General features: G+C 59.7%; 19 protein-coding genes. 15 read left to right on the top strand and 4 right to left on the bottom strand.

The genetic code is table 11. The features are described from left to right. Positions 1-112 precede the first annotated feature (112 nt). From OLX72_RS18585 to OLX72_RS18575, 3 genes are read left to right on the top strand one after another with little or no spacing between them, the layout of a single operon-like run. Complete coding sequence (locus OLX72_RS18585; protein WP_433989298.1) at positions 113-910, top strand: DeoR/GlpR family DNA-binding transcription regulator; 798 nt, start codon at positions 113-115, stop codon at positions 908-910. Continuing rightward, positions 910-1,686, top strand: coding sequence for an inositol monophosphatase family protein (locus OLX72_RS18580; protein WP_433989297.1), 777 nt, complete (start codon positions 910-912; stop codon positions 1,684-1,686). The genes OLX72_RS18585 and OLX72_RS18580 overlap by 1 nt, the downstream gene beginning before the upstream one ends. Then, positions 1,683-3,365: a Na/Pi cotransporter family protein gene (locus OLX72_RS18575; RefSeq protein WP_114869750.1), complete on the top strand. Its 1,683-nt coding sequence runs from the start codon at positions 1,683-1,685 to the stop codon at positions 3,363-3,365. Before OLX72_RS18580 ends, OLX72_RS18575 begins: the two co-directional genes overlap by 4 nt. A 23-nt stretch (positions 3,366-3,388) precedes the next feature. Here the strand turns inward: OLX72_RS18575 and cls are convergent, their stop codons facing one another. Both cls and OLX72_RS18565 read right to left on the bottom strand, forming a co-directional pair. Next, complete coding sequence (gene cls, locus OLX72_RS18570) at positions 3,389-4,825, bottom strand: cardiolipin synthase (protein WP_114869751.1); 1,437 nt, start codon at positions 4,823-4,825, stop codon at positions 3,389-3,391. After that, a complete protein-coding gene (locus OLX72_RS18565) occupies positions 4,822-5,547 on the bottom strand; it encodes an endonuclease/exonuclease/phosphatase family protein (RefSeq protein WP_114869752.1) in 726 nt (241 codons plus the stop codon). The genes cls and OLX72_RS18565 overlap by 4 nt, the downstream gene beginning before the upstream one ends. A 120-nt stretch (positions 5,548-5,667) precedes the next feature. Between OLX72_RS18565 and OLX72_RS18560 the strand changes: the two genes are divergently transcribed. Genes OLX72_RS18560 through OLX72_RS18545 form a run of 4 tightly spaced genes read left to right on the top strand, consistent with a single transcriptional unit; the run spans position 5,668 to position 9,595 of the window. Next, on the top strand, positions 5,668-6,333 hold the full coding sequence (locus tag OLX72_RS18560; protein ID WP_433989296.1) for a paraquat-inducible protein A: 666 nt from the start codon (positions 5,668-5,670) through the stop codon (positions 6,331-6,333). Beyond that, entirely contained in the window at positions 6,300-6,950 is a 651-nt protein-coding gene (locus OLX72_RS18555; protein ID WP_205389173.1) for a paraquat-inducible protein A, read from the top strand. Before OLX72_RS18560 ends, OLX72_RS18555 begins: the two co-directional genes overlap by 34 nt. Next, positions 6,947-9,031 carry an intermembrane transport protein PqiB gene (locus tag OLX72_RS18550; protein WP_433989295.1) on the top strand — a complete coding sequence of 695 codons (2,085 nt, stop codon included), beginning with the start codon at positions 6,947-6,949 and terminating at the stop codon, positions 9,029-9,031. The genes OLX72_RS18555 and OLX72_RS18550 overlap by 4 nt, the downstream gene beginning before the upstream one ends. Before the next feature lie 3 nt (positions 9,032-9,034). Further along, a complete protein-coding gene (locus OLX72_RS18545) occupies positions 9,035-9,595 on the top strand; it encodes a PqiC family protein (protein ID WP_433989294.1) in 561 nt (186 codons plus the stop codon). Here the strand turns inward: OLX72_RS18545 and OLX72_RS18540 are convergent. Then, the gene (locus tag OLX72_RS18540) at positions 9,592-10,335 is read right to left on the bottom strand and encodes an aspartate/glutamate racemase family protein (RefSeq protein WP_433989293.1); all 744 of its coding nucleotides are present in this window, start codon (positions 10,333-10,335) and stop codon (positions 9,592-9,594) included. The two genes, OLX72_RS18545 and OLX72_RS18540, sit on opposite strands and share 4 nt — an antisense overlap. Before the next feature lie 91 nt (positions 10,336-10,426). Further along, on the bottom strand, positions 10,427-10,942 hold the full coding sequence (locus OLX72_RS18535; protein WP_114869756.1) for a winged helix DNA-binding protein: 516 nt from the start codon (positions 10,940-10,942) through the stop codon (positions 10,427-10,429). Between the two features lie 102 nt (positions 10,943-11,044). On the opposite strand from OLX72_RS18535, the gene OLX72_RS18530 reads away from it, so the two are divergent. The 8 genes from OLX72_RS18530 (at position 11,045) to OLX72_RS18495 (ending at position 18,695) form a co-directional block, all read left to right on the top strand. After that, complete coding sequence (locus tag OLX72_RS18530) at positions 11,045-12,286, top strand: NAD(P)/FAD-dependent oxidoreductase (RefSeq protein ID WP_114869757.1); 1,242 nt, start codon at positions 11,045-11,047, stop codon at positions 12,284-12,286. Positions 12,287-12,335: 49 nt separating this feature from the next. Continuing rightward, positions 12,336-13,307 carry a TRAP transporter substrate-binding protein gene (locus OLX72_RS18525; protein WP_114872192.1) on the top strand — a complete coding sequence of 324 codons (972 nt, stop codon included), beginning with the start codon at positions 12,336-12,338 and terminating at the stop codon, positions 13,305-13,307. A 77-nt stretch (positions 13,308-13,384) separates the two neighbouring features. Then, complete coding sequence (locus OLX72_RS18520) at positions 13,385-13,909, top strand: TRAP transporter small permease (protein WP_114872193.1); 525 nt, start codon at positions 13,385-13,387, stop codon at positions 13,907-13,909. 2 nt (positions 13,910-13,911) lie between these two features. Continuing rightward, the gene (locus OLX72_RS18515) at positions 13,912-15,225 is read left to right on the top strand and encodes a TRAP transporter large permease (RefSeq protein WP_114869758.1); all 1,314 of its coding nucleotides are present in this window, start codon (positions 13,912-13,914) and stop codon (positions 15,223-15,225) included. A gap of 18 nt (positions 15,226-15,243) precedes the next feature. Then, complete coding sequence (locus OLX72_RS18510; protein ID WP_114869759.1) at positions 15,244-16,164, top strand: hypothetical protein; 921 nt, start codon at positions 15,244-15,246, stop codon at positions 16,162-16,164. Beyond that, on the top strand, positions 16,145-16,906 hold the full coding sequence (locus tag OLX72_RS18505) for a 5-oxoprolinase subunit B family protein (protein WP_114869760.1): 762 nt from the start codon (positions 16,145-16,147) through the stop codon (positions 16,904-16,906). Before OLX72_RS18510 ends, OLX72_RS18505 begins: the two co-directional genes overlap by 20 nt. Beyond that, positions 16,903-17,940 (top strand): biotin-dependent carboxyltransferase family protein, encoded by a 1,038-nt coding sequence (locus OLX72_RS18500; RefSeq protein ID WP_433989292.1) that lies wholly within the window; start codon positions 16,903-16,905, stop codon positions 17,938-17,940. Before OLX72_RS18505 ends, OLX72_RS18500 begins: the two co-directional genes overlap by 4 nt. Next, positions 17,937-18,695, top strand: coding sequence for a LamB/YcsF family protein (locus OLX72_RS18495; RefSeq protein ID WP_114869762.1), 759 nt, complete (start codon positions 17,937-17,939; stop codon positions 18,693-18,695). The genes OLX72_RS18500 and OLX72_RS18495 overlap by 4 nt, the downstream gene beginning before the upstream one ends. The last annotated feature ends 20 nt before the right edge of the window (positions 18,696-18,715 follow it).

Here is an 18,715-nt window from a genome sequence, read left to right as displayed (position 1 = left end):
GTGTGGGATTTTGTGCTAAATCTGCAATTTTCATTAAAAAACCACAATAAAACACAAAACCTGATCGACTGCCCTGTATGTTTGTGGCTTTATGGGTGTTTAAGGAGCCAAAATGCCCAAACAACGCAATGATCGCTCGACCCATCGCGAGATTGAACTGCTTGATGCGTTGCGCCGCGTCGGTGGTTCCGCGCGGATCGCCAATCTGGCCGAGGTTCTGGGCGTGTCCGAAGAAACCATTCGCCGCACCTCCAAGGCGTTGGCCAAGGCCAATCTGGTACGGCGCGTGCATGGCGGTGTGTTTCTGGCTAATGCCGAGGCGGAAAGCAGTGTGCTGTCACGTCTGGGGCAGCGATCAACGGAAAAACGCAAGATCGCGCAGGCTGCCGCCGATCTGATCCCGGATGGGGCCTGTGTGTTCCTCGATGTCGGATCGACGACGGCATTTGTTGCCAATGCGCTGCACAAGCATCGCAAACTGACGGTTGTGACCAATTCGCTGAATGTGGCGCAGGCCATGCTGAACCAGAACGACAACAGGGTATTCTTGGCCGGTGGCGAATTGCGCCGGACCGAACGGGGCGCGTTCGGCGCGGACACATCGGCATTTCTGCAAAAGTTCTATTTCGATTTTGCCGTTCTCAGCGTTGACGGGATTGATGCTAAAGGCGGGTTTTTCCTGCTGGGCGCGCAGGAGGCCGCGATTGCGCAGGATGTCGTGGCGCGCACCCGCCACTGTATCGTTGTCGCCGACCATCTGAAATTTGGCCAAAGCGCGCCGCTGATTGTGTGCCCGCCCGAACAGATCGACAGTTTCGTGACAGACCGACCGCTTGCGCCGGTCTATCGCAAGAAATTCAGTGAATGGGGCATCAAAACTGTTCACGGGGACAAAAGTGCGTTGATGTAATGACAACAGATATCGTTAAAGATTGTACCGAAATTTCGGCCTTGGCATCGAAGGCCGCACTGGGGTTTTTCCGCAAGCAGATCGGTGTTGAATTCAAATCGGATGACAGCCCCGTCACCCATGCCGACAAGTCTGTCGAGGCGTTGGTGCGCGCGGAAATTGCACGACGCCATCCCGATCACGGCATTCTGGGCGAAGAGCACGGGCAAGAGAGGACAGACCATCCCGACCTTTGGGTCGTGGACCCGATCGACGGCACCAGATCGTTTATCTCGGGGCATCCGCTGTTCGGGTTCCTGCTGGCCTATCTGCATGATGGCGCGCCGCAGGTTGGCGTGATCGCGATGCCGGCCTTGGATGAAACCTATGTCGGAGCCAGCGGGCAGGGCGCCACGCTGAATGGGGCGCCGATCCGCGTGTCATCGCAAGCCATGCTGGATCATGCCATTATCTATATCAACGAAGGCGACAAGATATTCGCTGATCACCCCGATCTGTTCGCGGTGCTGATGCGTACGGGCAAGACAAGGCGCCTGTCCTATGATTGCTATCCGCATGCGCTGTTGGCTTCGGGGCACGTGGATGTCGTGTTGGATTACGATCTGAAGCCCTATGATTTTCTGGCCCTGCGCCCTGTGATCGAAGCCGCAGGTGGCTGCCTGACCGACTGGCAGGGCAACATCCCGCGCGCCGATTATGAGGGCGCGATTGTCGCCAGTGCCACACCGGAGTTGCACGACCAGATGCTGACGCTACTGCGGGGCGCGCGGCGATGACCATTCTCTGGTTTCTTGTGCATCTGGCGGGGGCAACCATGTTGTTGCTGTTTGCGGTGCGCATGGTGCGCACGGGCATCGAACGTGCCTTTGGGGCATCGTTCCGCCGTGCGGTGACGCAAACCCAGAACCCGCTTCGGTCTGCCGGAACGGGTGTCGTTCTGGCGATTGTCCTGCAAAGCTCTGCGGCTGTGGCCCTGCTGGTGTCGGGGTTTGCGGGCACTGGCACCATTCCGTTCGGTGCAGGGCTGGCGATGGTGTTGGGCGCCGATGTCGGTTCGGCCCTGCTGATCCAGGTGCTGTCCTTTGATCTGGAATGGCTGATGCCGATCCTGCTGGCGCTGGGGGGCGGTTTTTTCATCAAGTCCGAGGGGCGCAAGCTGAAACAGGCGGGCAGGATCATCATGGGGATCGCGTTTATCCTGATTTCGCTGCGGTTCTTGCGCGAAACGATGGAGCCGATCCGCGACAGTGCTTTTCTGCCATCGCTTGCTGGATATCTGGAGCGGGATTTTGTCACCGCCTTTATCGTCGGCGGCGCGCTGGCATTTGTCATGCATTCAAGCGTTGCGGTGATCCTGATGTGTGTCACCCTTGTTTCGATCGGGGCCATTCCGGTAGAGGCGGGCATTTCGCTGGTGCTGGGGGCCAATCTGGGCAGTGCGCTGATCCCTGTGTGGCTGACGCGGGGCATGTCGGCACTGTCACGCCGTATTCCGATGGCCAATCTGATGCTGCGCGGCAGCGGTGCCGTTATCGCGCTGCTGTTGGTGAACAAGCTGCCGGTCCTGCCGTATTTCGAAGATATCCGCCCGGCGCAAACGCTGGTCTATTTGCATATCCTGTTCAACATTGCCCTGTTGTGCGCCTTGCCGTTCTGCACGTTGCTGGCTGGCCCGCTGCAAAGGCTGCTGCCCGATCATGACCTGCAAACACAGGATGTCCTGAACCGCAATATCAGTGTGCTGGATAACTCCGTTCTGGATCGCCCGCAACTGGCCTTGTCGACGATGAAGCGCGAAGTGTTGCGTATGGCCCAGGTGGTCGAAGGCATGATGCGCCCTGTCATGGATCTCTATTCGCATTACGACAAGGATGTATCTTCGGCGATCAAGGCGCAGGACAGTATCGTGAACACGGCGCTGGATGATATCCGGCGTTACACCGCAGCAATGAATGCCGAAAAGATGCGCAAATACGATCAGAAACACGCGCGCGAACTGACCGAATATGCCATTGCGATTGAAACCGCCGGTGACATCATCGTCAAACGCCTGTTGCCGATGGCGCGCGAAAAGGCCGATCAGAGCATCCGGTTCTCCAAGGCAGGCGCGGACGAGCTGGAAACGATCCACGACCGCATCATGGCCAACATGGCGCTGGCATCCAATGTGCTGATTTCAGACGATGTGGAAAGCGCGCGCCTGTTGCTGGAAGAGAAAAGCGAAATGACGCGGATGGAGCGCAAAAGCCGCAAGCGCCATCTGCAAAGGCTAAGCGCAGGCGCGCAAATCAGCTTTGAATCCAGCGATATCCATCTGGAAACCGTCAGTGCCCTGCGCGAATTCAACAGTCATATTTCCGCCGTGGCCTATCCGATCCTCTATCGCAACGGGCAATTGCTGGAAACGCGGCTTATTCAGGGTATCGGCAAGGAAGAGGTCGATGCCGACAGCTAGGCGCGGTGCCGTGCGGTGCTGACCTACAGGATCGGCCCGATGGTCGCGATCACGTTATTCCAGATCCGGTTGTGATAGGACCAGTTCAGAACGTCACTCAGGCGCACTTCGTCCGATTGCGACAGATAGTGGGACTGGCGGGTCATGATATCGGCGGTAATGGCACTGTCCTGTAGCAGAATGTTGTTTTCATAGTTCAGATCGAAACTGCGCAGGTCCAGATTCGAAGATCCGATCAGGCTGATACCATCGTCCACCGTCAGGGTTTTGGCGTGCAGCAACCCGCCCTTGAATTCATGGATACGCGCGCCTGCGGCAAGCAGTTTCTTGTAATAACTTCGGCTGGCTGCCGCGACGATCCATGAATCGTTTTTTTCGGGAAAGATCAGGGTGACGCGCACACCGCGATGGGCCGCGCTGCACAGGGCCTCGAAAACGGTGGCGTCCGGCACGAAATACGGGGTGGTGAGGGTAATGTGATCCCGCGCGCAATTGATCAGCGTTGCAAACAGTTGCGGCGTTGCACCCATGCGTTCTGTCGGGCCGTCCCCCATTGCCACGGCCGCAAACCCGTCAGCATGGGCAGTCGTGTCCCATGTAAAAATGTCGAAACTGGCATCTGTGGCCTGCATCCAGTCGCTTGCGAACAGCAACTGGTTCTGCGCCACGACCGGCCCCTGAAACCGCAGCATGATATCCACCCACGGCGCGTATTTCGGTTTGACCCGAAATTCGGGATCCGCACAGTTCTGGCTGCCGCAATATCCGATTGCGCCGTCAATCACCGTGATCTTGCGGTGGTTGCGCAGATCCAGCCGGCTTGTGATCATGGTGCGGAACACATTGCGAAAGGGCAGGGCGATGGCAAGGTGAACGCCTGCCTCTTTCATTTCGCGCCAAAGCGGCGAATGGATCATCGCACGCGAGCCCATGCCATCGGCAATCGCGCGGCAGGTGACACCCCGTTGCGCCGCGCGGATCAGGGCCTTGCCCATTTCGGTGCCGGTCTCGTCGTTCAGCCAGATGTAATACAGCACATGTACATGATCGCGCGCGCCATCAATGTCGGCGATCATGCGCCGTCGGGTGTGCGCGGCATCCTGCATCACTTCGGCCGTGTTGCCCGCGACGGTCTGGAACCCGTTGATCGACGCCGCATAGTGAAAGGCCGGGCGGTAGGGCGATGCAATCGTGGTATTTGCGACGCTGTCCGTGCCGATGGCGCTGGATGCTTTTTTCCGGATCTGATCGAAAATGCGGGTGTGGCGCGTATCGGCGGTTTTGCCCAGATTGACCTCTCCGAACAGAAAATAGACGAGGGTGCCGACATAGGGCAGCAGCATCAGCACGATAAACCAAGCAAGGCGGGTGGTCGGCACCAGATCATCGCGCAGCAGAATGCGAATGGTAAACGCGGTCACAATCAGAAAATGCGCAAGGACCACAAAGGTAACGATCATACCGCAGCATCCGCCCGGGTTTGCCGTTCGATCTTTGTCAGATCGATATCAACATAGACCGGCAAATGATCCGACGCCCGGCGCGCCAGCGGCGACGTGTGCACACCCGCCGATACCGATTGCGTAAAGCTGTAAAATACAAACCGGTCCAATGCCGCGATGGGGCGCGCGCTGTGAAAACTGCGCCCCGGAATCACGACGTCGAAATCAGGGCCAAAACCTTCGAAAACACGCCCGTAGGTTTTCCATTCGTTGAAATCGGCTGCCACGACCGTTGGCATCGGGCTGTCATGGATATGGGTGCGCAATGCCTTGACCTGTTTGGCGCGCATGCCGCCCGACAGCGCCAGATGTGTGCCGATGACGCGCAGTTCGCCTGCATCGGGATGGGTGAATGTTGCGGCAACGGCGCCGCGCGGTTCGATCGACGGCAGGATCAGGCGCTGGGTCTGCGACAGCAGAAAGGGCGGGCGATACAGGATGGCGTTGCCGTGCCACCCGTGGCTGTCGACGCGCGTGGATACATCGGCGAATTCATAGCCGCATTCGCGGATCAACCGTTCGGCGGGCAATGTGCCTGCGCGCGAACCTGTGCGTTTGTCCGCCTCTTGCAGCACCACGACATCGGCGTCGATTTCGGAAAGAACATCAACAATCCGGTCGGGATCGCGACGCCAGTCCAGCCCCACGGATTTTCGGATATTGTAGCTGGCTATTCTCATTCCGGTCCAAATTTCCCTTTCTTCAAAGAAGCGGCCCCGCCTTGAAACTTCAAGAGGCAATGTGAATTTTTGCACGATGCGCCTGCGCAAACCATCTGTCCATTCCAGGGTCTATCGCGTATGAAACCCAGGATGAGAACCGCGCATTTTTCCAAGGACGGCGACGGGCTTGACCCCGCAAACCTGATCGTATGCCCCAGCTGCGACGCTGTCTTTACCGTGCATGTTCCCGAAAAAGGCGAACGCTCGGTTTGTACGCGTTGTCACACGGTGCTGATCGCGCCGCGCAGGCGTGCCGGAATGCATATCATAACAGTTTCGCTGGCGGTTGTGATCCTGATTTTTGCGGCAGCGGTGTTTCCGTTCATGTCCATTGATGCAGCGGGCGCGCACAATCAGGTATCTATAATGGATGCCGCGCTGGCGTTTCAGGGCGGGCCGCTGTTTGTCGTGTCATTGCTGACGGCTGCGATGATCCTGTTCATTCCGATGATGCGGATGATGCTGGTGATCTATGTGCTGGCCCCGCTGGTGTTTGATCGTCCCCCGGCGCGCAATGCCAAGACCGCGTTTCAGGTGTCTGAACGGTTGCGACCCTGGTCAATGGCGGAAATTTTCGTGCTGGGATGTGCCGTATCGCTGATCAAGATCAGTGATATCGCTGATGTGGCGCTTGGCCCTGCCTTCTGGATGTTTGCAGTGCTGGTGGTTTTGGTCGTGGTGCAGGATACGTTTATGTGCAGGTGGTCGGTATGGAACGCGCTGGAACAGCCCCGGACATCGTAACCGCCCGCGAACTGGGCGTAATCGGATGTCAGAACTGCAGCCATGTCTGGCGCGCGGGCACCCGTGACTGCGCCCGCTGCGGTGCGCCGTTAACGGCCCGCGATCCGATGTCGTTGCAACGGGTGTGGGCGTGGTGGCTGATCGGGCTGATCTGCTATATTCCGGCAAACATGTTTCCCATGTTAAGCACCCGAACCCTGTTTCTGACCAGCGAAGACACGATTGTCGGCGGGGCGGTCACGTTGTTCGAACACGGATCATACGGTATTTCGCTAGTCATCATTGTGGCCAGCGTCGTTATTCCGATCGGCAAGTTTCTGGCCATCGCCTTTCTGGCAACCAGCGTGCAGCGACGATCACTGGTGCCTCAACCGCAGCGCCACGCCTTGTATGAAATTGTCGAATACATCGGGCGTTGGTCGATGATCGACGTGTTTGTCGTTGCCATTCTGTCGTCGCTGGTTCAATTGAATACGCTGGCATCCGTCACACCGGGACCAGCCAGCCTATTTTTTGCCTTGTCGGTGATTTTCACGATGCTGTCGGCACAAAGCTTTGATTCCCGTCTGATCTGGGATCTTGAACCGGACGCGCAGAAAGGATCTGGTCCTAAATGACCCAAATGCCGCCAGAACCCTTGACCGAACCGGCCCGGCGCGCGTTGTGGCAACGCGCCTCGATTGTGTGGATATTGCCGTTTCTGGCGCTGCTCATCGCGTTGGGGGTGGCATGGCAAACCTACGTGGATCGCGGCCCTCTGATCGAGATCGAATTTGAAAGCGGTGCCGGGGTGACGGCGGGCACCACCGAATTACGCTATCGCGATGTGACGGTCGGTGTCGTCGAAAAGGTGCGCTTTTCCGACGGGCTGGGCGCGGTCGTGTTCTCTGTCCGGCTGGACAAGGATATTGCCCCGTTTGTCGATGCCGGATCACAGTTCTGGGTGGTGCGCCCCGAAGTGACGGCGCGCGGCGTGACAGGACTGGACACAGTGCTAAGCGGTGTTTTCATCGAAGGGTCATGGGACAGCACGATAAACACGCCGCAAACGCAGTTTCGCGGCCTGAACGAAACACCCCTGATCCGCCCGGGCGAGGTTGGGTTACAGATCGCCCTGCGCACAACGGCCAACAGCAGCCTGACAGACAACGCCCCAATCCTGTATCGCGGCATCGAAGTGGGCCTTGTGGGGCGTGCGCGCGTGTCACCGCGCAGCGGCTTGGCCGTGGCCGAAGCGATCATTTATGAACCGCACCACCTTTTGATCACCGATGCAACGCGGTTCTGGGATGCATCAGGCTTTGATCTGTCACTGTCGACGAGCGGCGCGGAAATCAACTTTTCCTCGCTTGCGTCACTGGTGTCGGGCGGGATCACATTTGATACCATCGTGTCAGGCGGCGAAACGGTGCAGGATGGCGCGGTGTTTCAGGTCTATGCAGAAGAGTCGGACGCAAGAGAAAGCATCTTCAATGCGGGCGAGGTTGACGCGCTTTTGCTGACAGTGGTGTTTCGCGACAATGTCGCGGGCCTGACCGTCGGATCACCTGTTGAACTGCAAGGCATCCGGATCGGTGAGGTCAGCAGCCTTGCCGGCACCGTCAGTCGCGATGAAACGGGAAGACGCGAGGTTCAATTGAACGCCACGCTGTCGATCCAGCCTGCCAAACTGGGCCTGCCCGGCGATGCGGATGCGCGTGCCGCGCTGGCGTTCCTGCAGGAACAGGTGCGGTCCGGTTTGCGCGCGCGTCTGGCCAGCGCCAGTCTTTTGACAGGCGGGTTGAAGGTGGAACTGGTTGCGCTTGATGACATGCCCGAGGCGCGGATCGACACCACGGCCGAACCGTTTCCGGTCCTGCCCAGTGTCGAAGGCAACCTGTCGGATGTTGCCGCCACTGCCGAAGGCGTCCTGACCCGGATCAACAACCTGCCGATCGAAGAATTGCTGGCCAGTGCCATTGATTTTCTGGATGCCACCAAAGGGTTGATCGCCAACGAAGACCTGCAGGGCGCGCCCGCCGAATTGCGCGCGCTGTTGGGGGATGCGCGTAGTTTTGTCGGGTCGGACGCAATGCAACAGGTGCCGGTGCAATTGTCCGCCACACTGGAACGTCTTGAAACCCTGATGGCGCAGATCGAAGCGCAAGAAACGGTCGAGCGGTTGCTGGCGGCTGTTGATGCAGCCGCGGCCGCCGCTGGCAGCGTGGAAACCGCCGTGGCCGGTGCGCCCGCCCTGATGTCACGGATCGAGGCTGTCGCCGCCAAGGCCGAGAACCTCAAGCTGGAAGAACTGGTCAGCGAGGTGACAGACCTTGTTGATGCGGCCGAGGCGCTGATCGGATCCGAAGACACCGCCGGCTTGCCTGCTGCGCTGACGGCCGCCCTTGTCGAGGTCGAGGCAACATTGGCCGAATTGCGCGAAGGCGGCGCGATCGACAATGCCAACAAGGCTCTGGCCTCGGCGCAGGCGGCGGCGGATGCGGTGGCCGTTTCGGTACAGGATCTGCCGGCGATGATGGATCGCATGTCGCAAGTGCTGACGCAGTTGAGCACGACACTGGCGGATTACGATGAAAACTCGGCGCTGAACCGCGATGCCCGCGCCGCCCTGCGCGAGATCAATTCAGCCGCCAAGGCGTTTGAATCCCTTGCCCGTACCATTGAACGCAACCCCAATTCGCTTTTGATAGGACGCTGATCCATGATGTTTAGAACACTTGCCGCGGCCCTTTGTGTTGCTACCGTCCTGTCGGCCTGTTCGACACCCACAACCTTTGTTCAGGTTCCGCCCGCACCGGTGACCGAACGTGTAAACATTGCGTTCCGCTCGGTCGAGGTGCGCGCGGTGTCCCTGCCAACCTATGCCGCATCAGAAGAAATTTACGGGCAGGGTGCGGATGGCGTGCTGGCCAGTGCAACAAGCGCGCGTTGGGCTGACGTGCCCGAACGCGCCATCACGCTGGAACTTAGCCGCAATCTGGCGGAACTGACCGGTGCGCGGGTGGCACCGGAACCATGGCCCTTTGATGCACGCCCCGCCGCAACGGTGGATGTGCGGTTCGAAGATCTGCTGGCCGGCGCAAACGGCGTGTTTCGCACCTCGGGGCAGTATTTTGTCTCTTCCGAAAGCGGGCGCGAACGCTCTGGCCTGTTCCGTCTGGACGTTCCTTATGATGTTGCGGCAGGGCCGGATGCCATCGCGCAGGCGCGCGCGCGTGCAATCCTTGATCTGGCGACCCTGATCGCGCGCAAGGCACTTTAACGCGGGCGCGCATCCGTAAGGTTCAGCGGAAAGCTGCGCGGGATCAGGCCGGCCTGAAACCAGCAGGCAAAACTGTAGATCGAATAGACCGGCAGGCCCGTCAGGCGGCGGATGTCATCGGCGTAGGGCACCATGTTGGTGCATTCCAGCACAATGGCCCCCAGATCGGGGTGCGCCCCTGTCAGGTTCAACGCCGCCGTACACAGGTCTTCGCGGCACTGGGCGAAATCCATTTCCGGCAAATCCCGTAAAATGGCGCGCGCGAATTGTGTGTCGGGGGCGGTTCCCATCACCGGCGTGTCGGGTGCGACATTGGCTGCCTTCAGATGGGCCGGTGTCAGCGTGTCGGGTGAAATCGTCAGGATGCCGACGCGTTTTCCGGGGGGTAGGGTGGCCGCCACCATGGGCACCTGCATCAGCGATGATGTGGCCACGGGAACGTCCAGCGCCGCAGACAGTTCGCTCTGAAGCAGTGACAGAAACCCGCAGGTCGTCGTGATCCCGTCGCAGCCGCTGTCCACCAGTTCGCGCCCCGCAACGATGAACCGGTCCAAGAGGGCGCCGGGGTCTTTCAGAACGACGTTTTCAGGGCTGGCATCGCGCACGATGCGATACTGCACCGGAAACGGCCATGTCTGTGCGTTGCCCGTATCGCCCGGAATTCGGGGAAAACGGGTGTCGAGCATCAGGATACCCAGACTGGCCCCGTAAATGGTTTTGCCGCCTGAAAATGTTGTCATCCGGTTCAGCCTTTCGTGCCCGATGGTGCGCCGCGCATGGAAAACCGGAACCGGCGAAATATCAACTGTTCATGTTGTGGGACTGGGTGGCCTAATAGGCGGTCGCCGCCCGTGATGCCTGATCGTATTGCCCTGACATCAGGCGCAAAAGGGCCGACAGATCGCTGACGCGGTCGGGGTCCACGCCCAGATCGCCAAGCGCGCGCAGCAACAGCGCCTCGCGGATTTCGCGGTACCGGTCACAGGCGGCACGGCCGGTTTCTGTCGGCATTACCGATTTTTCCTTGCCCTTGCGCACATCCTGAACCAGCCCCGCCTTGATCAGCTTTTTCAAGGCATAGTTCACGGTATGGGTGTCTTCGATGTTCAGCACGTGGCAGATATCGGCCAGTTTCTTGGCGCGGTCGCGGTGGCGGATCGTGTGCAGCACCAGAACCTCAAGCGCGGAAAGATCCGGATACCCCGCGGCGGACATGGCGCGCACAACCCACCGGTTGAACGCATTACCCGCAAGGATCAGGCCGAATTCGAATTCCGACAGTTCGGGAAAGGCACCTGTGGCCAGGTGCGCAGACGAAACAATGGGTCCAAGGGTATGATCAGTCATGTCTTATAATCCAACTTGTCGATAAATTGTCAACAAATTGTTGACTTGTGATCGAATCCGGTCAGTGTAGGGGCACGATCGGCATTGCGGGGGGCAATTCCAGTGACGGAACACGTGATCATCATCGGGGCAGGCATCGTTGGCGTTTCAACCGCCATCTGGTTGCGCCGGTATGATGTGAACGTCACTTTGGTGGATCGCGCCGCCCCGGGGCAGGGCACATCCTATGGCAATGCAGGTGTATTGGCGGCCTGTTCCATGGTGCCCGTCACCGCACCCGGCCTGATCGGCAAGGCACCTGGATTGTTGATGAACCCAGAATTTCCGCTGTTCCTGCGCTGGGGATATCTGCCCAGACTGATGCCGTGGTTGCGCAAGTACATGGCGCACGCCAATGACGCAGACACAAGACGCATCGCTGCCGGACTGACCCCGATTGTCGCGGACACCGTTGACCAGCACAAGGCGCTGGCGCAGGGAACGCTGGCAAAAGACTGGATAACCGACAGCGATTACAATTTCGCCTATGCCGACAAGGCCGCGTTTGAGGCCGACAGCTACACTTGGGCCTTGCGCGCCCGGGCGGGCTTTGAACCGGTTCTGATCACAGGGCGCGACGTGCAGGAATATGATCCGAACCTGTCGCCCGACATCACCTGCCTTGCCTTGATGAAAGACCACGGCTTCATCCGCGATCCCGGCGGCTATGTGGCGGCGCTGGCGCAGGCATTTACCGATATGGGCGGGCAGGTCCGGCAGGCCGACGTTCTGGATTTCGAATTCGAAGACGGACGGATTTCGGCCGTGCTGACGGATCAGGGGGCGATGCCCTGTGACCGGGCGGTGCTGGCCTCGGGCGTCTGGTCAAAACCGCTGATGGCCAAGCTTGGCCTGAATATCCCGCTGGAAACCGAACGCGGCTATCACATTGTTTACGAGGGCGCGAATGGTGGCCCCCGGGCGCCGACGATGGTGGCCAGCGGAAAATTCGTCGCCACCCCGATGGCTGCGGGTTTGCGCTGTGCCGGAATTGTTGAATTCGGCGGACTGAAGGCCGGCCCGTCCAAGGCACCGCTGGCCCTGCTGCGTCGTCAGGTGGCGCGCATCTTTCCCAACCTGACAGCCACTTCAGAAGTGGAATGGCTGGGCCACCGGCCAGCCCCCAGCGACAGCCTGCCCCTGATCGGCGAAATCGGCACCAAAGGCGTTTATACCGCCTTTGGCCACCATCACATCGGTTTGACCGGGGGGCCAAAAACCGGGCGTCTGGTGGCCGATATCCTGACAGGGCGTAGCCCCAACATTGACTTGCAACCCTACGCGCCGCAAAGATTTGACGCATAACAAGACCGAGAAAACCCGAAAAACCAACACCCAAAGGGAGAACGACCAAATGAAAACAGTGAAAACAACAGCCGCGTTGATGGCAGCCTCAGCGCTGACAGCCACTGCCGCGATGGCCGAAACATGGGACATGCCGCTGGCCTATTCAGCAACCAATTTCCATTCCGAAAACGCCGCCAAATTCGGAGAATGTGTCACCGCCGGCACCGGTGGCGAGATCGAGATCGTGACCCATCCTTCGGGTTCCCTGTTCAAGGGTGCCGACATCAAACGCGCGATCCAGACCGGTCAGGTTCCGATCGGCGAACGCCTGTTGTCGGGCCACCAGAACGAAAACGCCGTGTTCGGCTTTGACAGCGTGCCGTTCCTTGCCACGTCATTTGATGCGTCAGGCAAACTTTACGATGCCGCGAAACCGGCGCTTGACAAAATTCTGGCCGATCAGAACCTGACCATTCTCTATTCCGTGCCATGGCCGCCACAGGGGCTCTATTTCAAGAAAGAGGTCAATTCTGTTGCCGATATGGAAGGTATCAAGTTCCGCTCCTACAACAACGCCACCGCGCGTCTGGCCGAACTGACAGGCATGTTGCCCGTGACCATCGAAGCCGCCGAAATTTCGCAGGCTTTTGCAACCGGCGTTGCGGAATCGATGATCTCATCCGGGGCGACGGGCTATGACCGCAAGGTCTGGGAAAGCCTGACGCACTTCTACGAGGTCGACGCCTGGCTTCCCTATAACCACGTCATGGTGAACAACGATGCCTGGGCCGGTGTCAGTGACGCCAACAAGGCCGTCATCACCGAATGCGCGGCAACGGCGACAGCCGAAGGTCTGGAAGCGTCCAAGGCCTACACACAATTCACCATGGACGGTCTGGCCGAAGGGGGCATGACAGTTGGTCCGGCGGGGGAAACCCTTGTCAACGAATTGAAGGAAATCGGCAAAACCATGACAGCCGAATGGCTTGAGGCGGCGGGCGAGGATGGGCAGGCCATCGTCGATGCCTTCAACAACTAAGAAGAAAACCAAAAGCGGGCGGTTCCAAAGGGACCGCCCCAAATGCTTGAACCTCGGGGGACATTCCAATGACATTCATGCGCGGGCTGCGACGCACGCTTGATTTCCTATATGCGCTGTCCGGCGTTCTGGCAGCCTGTAGTCTGGTGGCCATTCTGCTGTTGATCGTGGTGCAGATGCTGGCCCGCTGGACCGGAGAAGTGTTTCCGGGCGCGCCTGATTATGCCGGTTATGCGATGGCAGCGGCGTCCTTTCTGGCCTTTGCCAGCGCGCTGAACAAGGGGTCGCATATCCGCGTGTCCATCCTGTTGAACGTGGTCGGACCGCGGGCGAACCGTATTCTTGAAATCTGGTGTTTCACCATCGGCACGGCGGTGGCGTGGTATGTCGCCTATTACTCTTGGCGCCTGATCGGCTTTGCGATCAAATTCAACGATGTCAGCCAGGGCCAGGATGCGACGCCCTTGTGGATACCGCAAATGCCGATGCTGATCGGCGCGATCATTCTCGCGATCGCGCTGACCGATCACCTGTTGCAACTGATTTTCACCGGCAAACACGGCATTGTCCGTGATCTGGCCGATCAAAGCCACGGAGAATAGAAATGCAGGAAACCTATATCATCATTCTGTTTCTCTTCGTTCTGTTCACTCTGCTGGGGTCCGGTGTCTGGGTCGGTCTGGCGCTGATGGGGGTGGCCTTTGTAGGAATGGAACTGTTCACCACCCGCCCCGTGGGCGATACGATGGCCACAACGATCTGGTCGGCATCTTCGTCTTGGACCCTGACGGCGCTGCCCATGTTTATCTGGATGGGCGAAATTCTTTATCGGACACGATTGTCCGAAGACATGTTTCGCGGCCTTAGCCCGTGGCTGGCGCGCCTGCCCGGCGGGCTGGTGCACACCAATATCGTTGGCTGTACCGTATTTGCCGCCGTATCGGGATCATCGGCAGCCACGCTGACCACGGTCGGCAAAATGTCGATCCCCGAATTGCGCAAACGGGAATATCCCGAAACCATGGTGATTGGCACATTGGCCGGTGCGGCCACACTTGGCCTGATGATCCCGCCATCGCTGACGCTGATCGTCTACGGTGTCACCATCAATGAAAGCATCACCAAACTGTTCTTTGCCGGTATCCTGCCGGGGTTGTTTCTGGCGTCGATGTTCATGGCCTATGTGGCGATCTATGCGACCGTGTCCAAACGCTGGAATCCGGCGGTGGAACCCAAGATGACCTTTGCGCAGAAAGTATCCAATTCCCGGTTCCTGATTCCGGTGATCCTGCTGATCACTGTTGTGATCGGGTCGATGTATCTGGGCATCGCCACCGCGACCGAAGCGGCCGCGTTCGGTGTCATCGGATCGCTGCTGCTGGCGGCGGGGCAGGGATCGCTGTCGTGGCGCACCTTCACCGAAAGCCTGATGGGGGCCACCCGCACCAGCGCGATGATTGCCCTGATCCTTGCAGGGGCCGCGTTTTTGTCGCTGTCGATGGGGTTCACCGGTCTGCCGCGCGGCTTGGCTGATCTGATTGCCACGCTGGAATTGACGCGATTTGAATTGCTGATGGTTTTGCTGGTGTTCTACATCATTCTGGGCTGTTTTCTGGATGGCATTTCATCGGTCGTGCTGACGATGGCCGTGGTCGAACCCATGGTGCGCGAGGCGGGGATCGATCTGATCTGGTTCGGCATCTTTATTGTCGTCGTGGTGGAAATGGCGCAGATCACGCCGCCCATCGGGTTCAATCTGTTCGTGCTGCAGGGCATGACCGAACACGAGATGAGCTTTATCGCCAAGGCGGCGATCCCGATGTTCCTGATCATGGTACTGATGGTGTTCGTGCTGATCGCCTTTCCCGAGATTGCAACTTGGCTGCCCGATAATCTGCGTGCCGGTCCGAACGGGTAGCACGCGGGCAGACAGGGCATGATTGCAATGCTGGGTCATATTGCCCGCCATGGCCGGATTGGCCTTGTGCTGGGGTTGGTCGCGGGGGTGTTGCTGCCTGACGTGGCGCTGATGTTGCGCCCGTGGCTGCCCGAAATGATCGGCCTGTTGCTGTTCCTGACAGCACTGCGGATCGGCGCACGCCAGGCCATCGGATCGATCGGGGCGTTGGGGCAAAGCGCAAGAATTGTCCTGATCTATCAGGTGATCCTGCCGGTGCTGGCCTTTGGCGCATTCTGGCTGTTTGGTCTGGCGGCAACGCCCGTTGCGCTGGTTGTGGTGCTGGCCTTGTCTGCCCCCCCGATCACCGGCAGCCCGAATTTTACGATTTTGCTGGGCCATGATCCGGCCCCGGCCCTGCGCCTTCTGGTGTTGGGTACGGCCGCCTTTCCACTGACGGTTCTGCCGGTGTTCTGGCTGTTGCCGGTGCTGGGCAATGCGGGCGCGGCATTTGCGGCTTCGGCGTGGCTGATGGCGGTGATCGCGGGATCTGTCGGGGCCGGTTTTGCCGTGCGGCGGGCGTTTTTTCGCGCGCCGCGCGCCCAGGTGATTGCCGCAATCGACGGATTGACGGTGATCATGCTGGCGGTGATCGTTGTCGGGCTGATGTCGGCGCTGGGTCCGGCGCTCCGTGGTGCGCCGTCTGTGCTGGCCGGTTGGCTGGCTCTTGCCTTTGCGCTGAACTTCGGGATGCAGATGCTGGCCCATACCGTTCTGGCGGATACAGTCGCGCGGGTGCCGGTCGCCATAATCGCGGGCAACCGCAATGTGGCGCTGTTTCTTGTGGCCCTGCCGTCTGATATCACGGACCCGCTGCTGATCTTTATCGGCTGCTACCAGTTGCCAATGTACCTGACGCCCATACTGCTCAGGAGGTTTTATGTCAGACACGCGCCATAAGCCCGACACCGGCTATCCGCGGATTGCCAGCCTTGGTGTGACCGCCATGCTGGTGCAATTCGGCGCCGGGATGAGCGAGGCCGCCAACCGCGCGGCACTTGCCCTGCGCGCGCGCCTTGAGCGCGAGGGGTGGGACGGTGTCGAAGAAACCTCAACCGCGCTGGTGTCGGTGTTCGTGCGCTTTGATCCGCTGCATCTGAAACACGAAACGCTGGAGCAAAAACTGCAATCCCTGCTGGGTGAACAGGACTGGTACAGCGCGCCCTTGCCCACGGGGCGGCGGCATTTTCACATTCCCTGTGTGTTTGGTGCTGAAGAAGGGCCGCAACTGGAAGAGGCGGCGGCGCTGGCGGGGCTGGACGGGGCGGCGGCGATTGACGATCTGGCCGCGCAAACCGTTCAGGTGTTGACCATCGGTTTTGCGCCGGGTCAGCCCTATATGGGCAGCCTGACGCCCAATTGGGACATTCCGCGCCAGACCGGCCTGACGGCCAAGGTGCCCGAAGGCGCGCTGGTCGTGGCGATCCGGCAGCTGATCATTTTTGCCGCCGATGCACCGACAGGCTGGCGCCATATCGGACAAACCGCCTTTCGCTGTTTTCGCCCGGAACAGGACCAGCCCTTTGCCCTGCGTCCCGGCGATCAGGTGACATTCGATCCGGTGGATCAGGCCACGATGACTGCGATCCGCGCCAAAGATGAAACCGGCGATGGCGGGGCCCGCATCACGGAGGTCACATGAGCGTGTATCTGAACGTGATCGAGGCCGGACCCGCGGTTCTGATACAGGATCTGGGCCGCCCCGGCTTTCTGGTCGAAGGCCTGTCGCAGGGCGGCGCGGCGGATCGTCTGGCCCTGTTCGAAGGTGCAGCCCTTTTGGGCCAGTCAGAGGCTTTGGCGGCGTTGGAACTGGGCGGTTATGGCGGGGCTTTTACCGCAAGCGCGCCCTTGCGTTTTGCGGTGACAGGGGCGCGCATGCAACTGGCGATTGATGGCGCACCGATCCTGATGAACGCCAGCTATACATTGCATCCGGGCCAGACCCTGCGCATCGGTGCGGCGAAATGCGGTGTGTATGGCTATCTGCATCTGGGCGGGGGGCTGGACACGCCCAGCTTGCTGGGCAGCCGCGCCACACATCTTGGCGCAGGCATTGGCAAGGCTGTCGCGTCCGGTGATACGCTGCCTGTGGGTCGTGATCCGCACCCTGACCGGACGGGGAATGTTCTGGATGTGGCCGACCGCTGTTCAGGCGGCGCCTTGCGTATGGTGGCAAGTGTTCAGACTGGAGAATTCGCCCGCGCCGAACTGGACCGGTTCCAGCAGATCACCTTTCAGCGCGATGCGCGCGGCAATCGGCAGGGGGTACGTTTGTCAGCAGATGCCGAACCGTTCACCGTATCTGCCGGGTTGAAAATCGTATCCGAAATGATCGTACCGGGGGATATCCAGATCACCGGTGATGGCGCACCCTATATCCTGCTGGCGGAATGCCAGACCACGGGGGGTTATCCCCGCATCGGCACCGTTATTCCCTGTGATCTGCCGCGTGTGGCACAGGCCAGCCCCGGCACCAAGCTGCGCTTTGAGCTGATCGATATGGAAACAGCGCTGGCGGCCTATGCGGCAGATCAAAAAGCCACCGCCGGACTGGCGCATCAGGTCCGCCCGCTGGTGCGCGATCCCCATGACATTGCCGATCTGCTATCTTATCAACTGATCAGCGGCGTCACCGCCGGACATGACCCGATTTCTACGCAAGAGGACCCGAAATGAGCCAATCTGTCGATCTGAATGCCGATATGGGCGAAAGCTTTGGTCCGTGGAAGATGGGCAATGACGCGGCCCTTCTGGATATTGTCAGCTCTGCCAATATCGCATGCGGGTTTCACGCCGGTGATCCTGATGTAATGGCGCAAACGATGGCGCTGGCGGTTAAAAACGGCGTGGGTATCGGCGCGCATCCCGGTTTCGCTGATCTGCAGGGTTTCGGGCGGCGCAAGCTGCATCTGTCTCATGCTGAGGTTGCACATCTGGTGCAATACCAGATCGGGGCCGCGCAGGCGATGGCACGTGCCGCCGGCGGGCAGGTGCGGCATCTGAAACTGCATGGTGCCTTGTCTAACATGGCGTCAGTCGATGCCGATCTGGCGCGCGCCTGTTATACGGCGGCGCTGGATGTGGCACCCGATATCGTCATAATGGTGCTGGCGACCACCGCGATGGAAGACGTGGTGCGCGATCTGGGCTGTCCCTATGCCGCTGAAATATTCGCCGACCGCGCCTATAATGACGATGCGACGCTGGTCGACCGCTCCCTTCCCGGCGCGATGATCCATGATGCGGATTATGCCGCCAAACGCATCGTTAACATGGTACAGAAAGGCGCAATCATCGCAGAATCCGGCAAACATATCGCCACGCGGATCGATACGATCTGCCTGCATGGCGACACGCCGGAAGCGGTGGAGATCGCCACCGCCGTCAAACGCGAATTGAACGCGGCACAGATTGACGTTGCGATGTTCTAGGCGGGCAAAAGTGCGCCAGT

Origin of the sequence: Sulfitobacter sp. TBRI5, assembly GCF_051013555.1 — a bacterium.
Lineage (GTDB): Bacteria > Pseudomonadota > Alphaproteobacteria > Rhodobacterales > Rhodobacteraceae > JL08.
The sequence above is the reverse complement of the archived record's forward strand: the minus strand, read 5'-3'. Positions and strand labels throughout refer to the sequence as shown.

What these genes read in the sequence shown, in the direction of transcription:
- cls (WP_114869751.1), bottom strand. Translation starts at nt 4,825, where the DNA reads ATGATCGTTACCTTTGTGGTCCTTGCGCATTTTCTGATTGTGACCGCG.
- OLX72_RS18520 (WP_114872193.1), top strand. Translation starts at nt 13,385, where the DNA reads ATGCGCGGGCTGCGACGCACGCTTGATTTCCTATATGCGCTGTCCGGC.
- OLX72_RS18565 (WP_114869752.1), bottom strand. Translation starts at nt 5,547, where the DNA reads ATGAGAATAGCCAGCTACAATATCCGAAAATCCGTGGGGCTGGACTGG.
- OLX72_RS18500 (WP_433989292.1), top strand. Translation starts at nt 16,903, where the DNA reads ATGAGCGTGTATCTGAACGTGATCGAGGCCGGACCCGCGGTTCTGATA.
- OLX72_RS18580 (WP_433989297.1), top strand. Translation starts at nt 910, where the DNA reads ATGACAACAGATATCGTTAAAGATTGTACCGAAATTTCGGCCTTGGCA.
- OLX72_RS18495 (WP_114869762.1), top strand. Translation starts at nt 17,937, where the DNA reads ATGAGCCAATCTGTCGATCTGAATGCCGATATGGGCGAAAGCTTTGGT.
- OLX72_RS18535 (WP_114869756.1), bottom strand. Translation starts at nt 10,942, where the DNA reads ATGACTGATCATACCCTTGGACCCATTGTTTCGTCTGCGCACCTGGCC.
- OLX72_RS18540 (WP_433989293.1), bottom strand. Translation starts at nt 10,335, where the DNA reads ATGACAACATTTTCAGGCGGCAAAACCATTTACGGGGCCAGTCTGGGT.
- OLX72_RS18505 (WP_114869760.1), top strand. Translation starts at nt 16,145, where the DNA reads ATGTCAGACACGCGCCATAAGCCCGACACCGGCTATCCGCGGATTGCC.
- OLX72_RS18560 (WP_433989296.1), top strand. Translation starts at nt 5,668, where the DNA reads ATGAAACCCAGGATGAGAACCGCGCATTTTTCCAAGGACGGCGACGGG.
- OLX72_RS18515 (WP_114869758.1), top strand. Translation starts at nt 13,912, where the DNA reads ATGCAGGAAACCTATATCATCATTCTGTTTCTCTTCGTTCTGTTCACT.
- OLX72_RS18510 (WP_114869759.1), top strand. Translation starts at nt 15,244, where the DNA reads ATGATTGCAATGCTGGGTCATATTGCCCGCCATGGCCGGATTGGCCTT.
- OLX72_RS18550 (WP_433989295.1), top strand. Translation starts at nt 6,947, where the DNA reads ATGACCCAAATGCCGCCAGAACCCTTGACCGAACCGGCCCGGCGCGCG.
- OLX72_RS18585 (WP_433989298.1), top strand. Translation starts at nt 113, where the DNA reads ATGCCCAAACAACGCAATGATCGCTCGACCCATCGCGAGATTGAACTG.
- OLX72_RS18575 (WP_114869750.1), top strand. Translation starts at nt 1,683, where the DNA reads ATGACCATTCTCTGGTTTCTTGTGCATCTGGCGGGGGCAACCATGTTG.
- OLX72_RS18525 (WP_114872192.1), top strand. Translation starts at nt 12,336, where the DNA reads ATGAAAACAGTGAAAACAACAGCCGCGTTGATGGCAGCCTCAGCGCTG.
- OLX72_RS18555 (WP_205389173.1), top strand. Translation starts at nt 6,300, where the DNA reads ATGGAACGCGCTGGAACAGCCCCGGACATCGTAACCGCCCGCGAACTG.
- OLX72_RS18545 (WP_433989294.1), top strand. Translation starts at nt 9,035, where the DNA reads ATGATGTTTAGAACACTTGCCGCGGCCCTTTGTGTTGCTACCGTCCTG.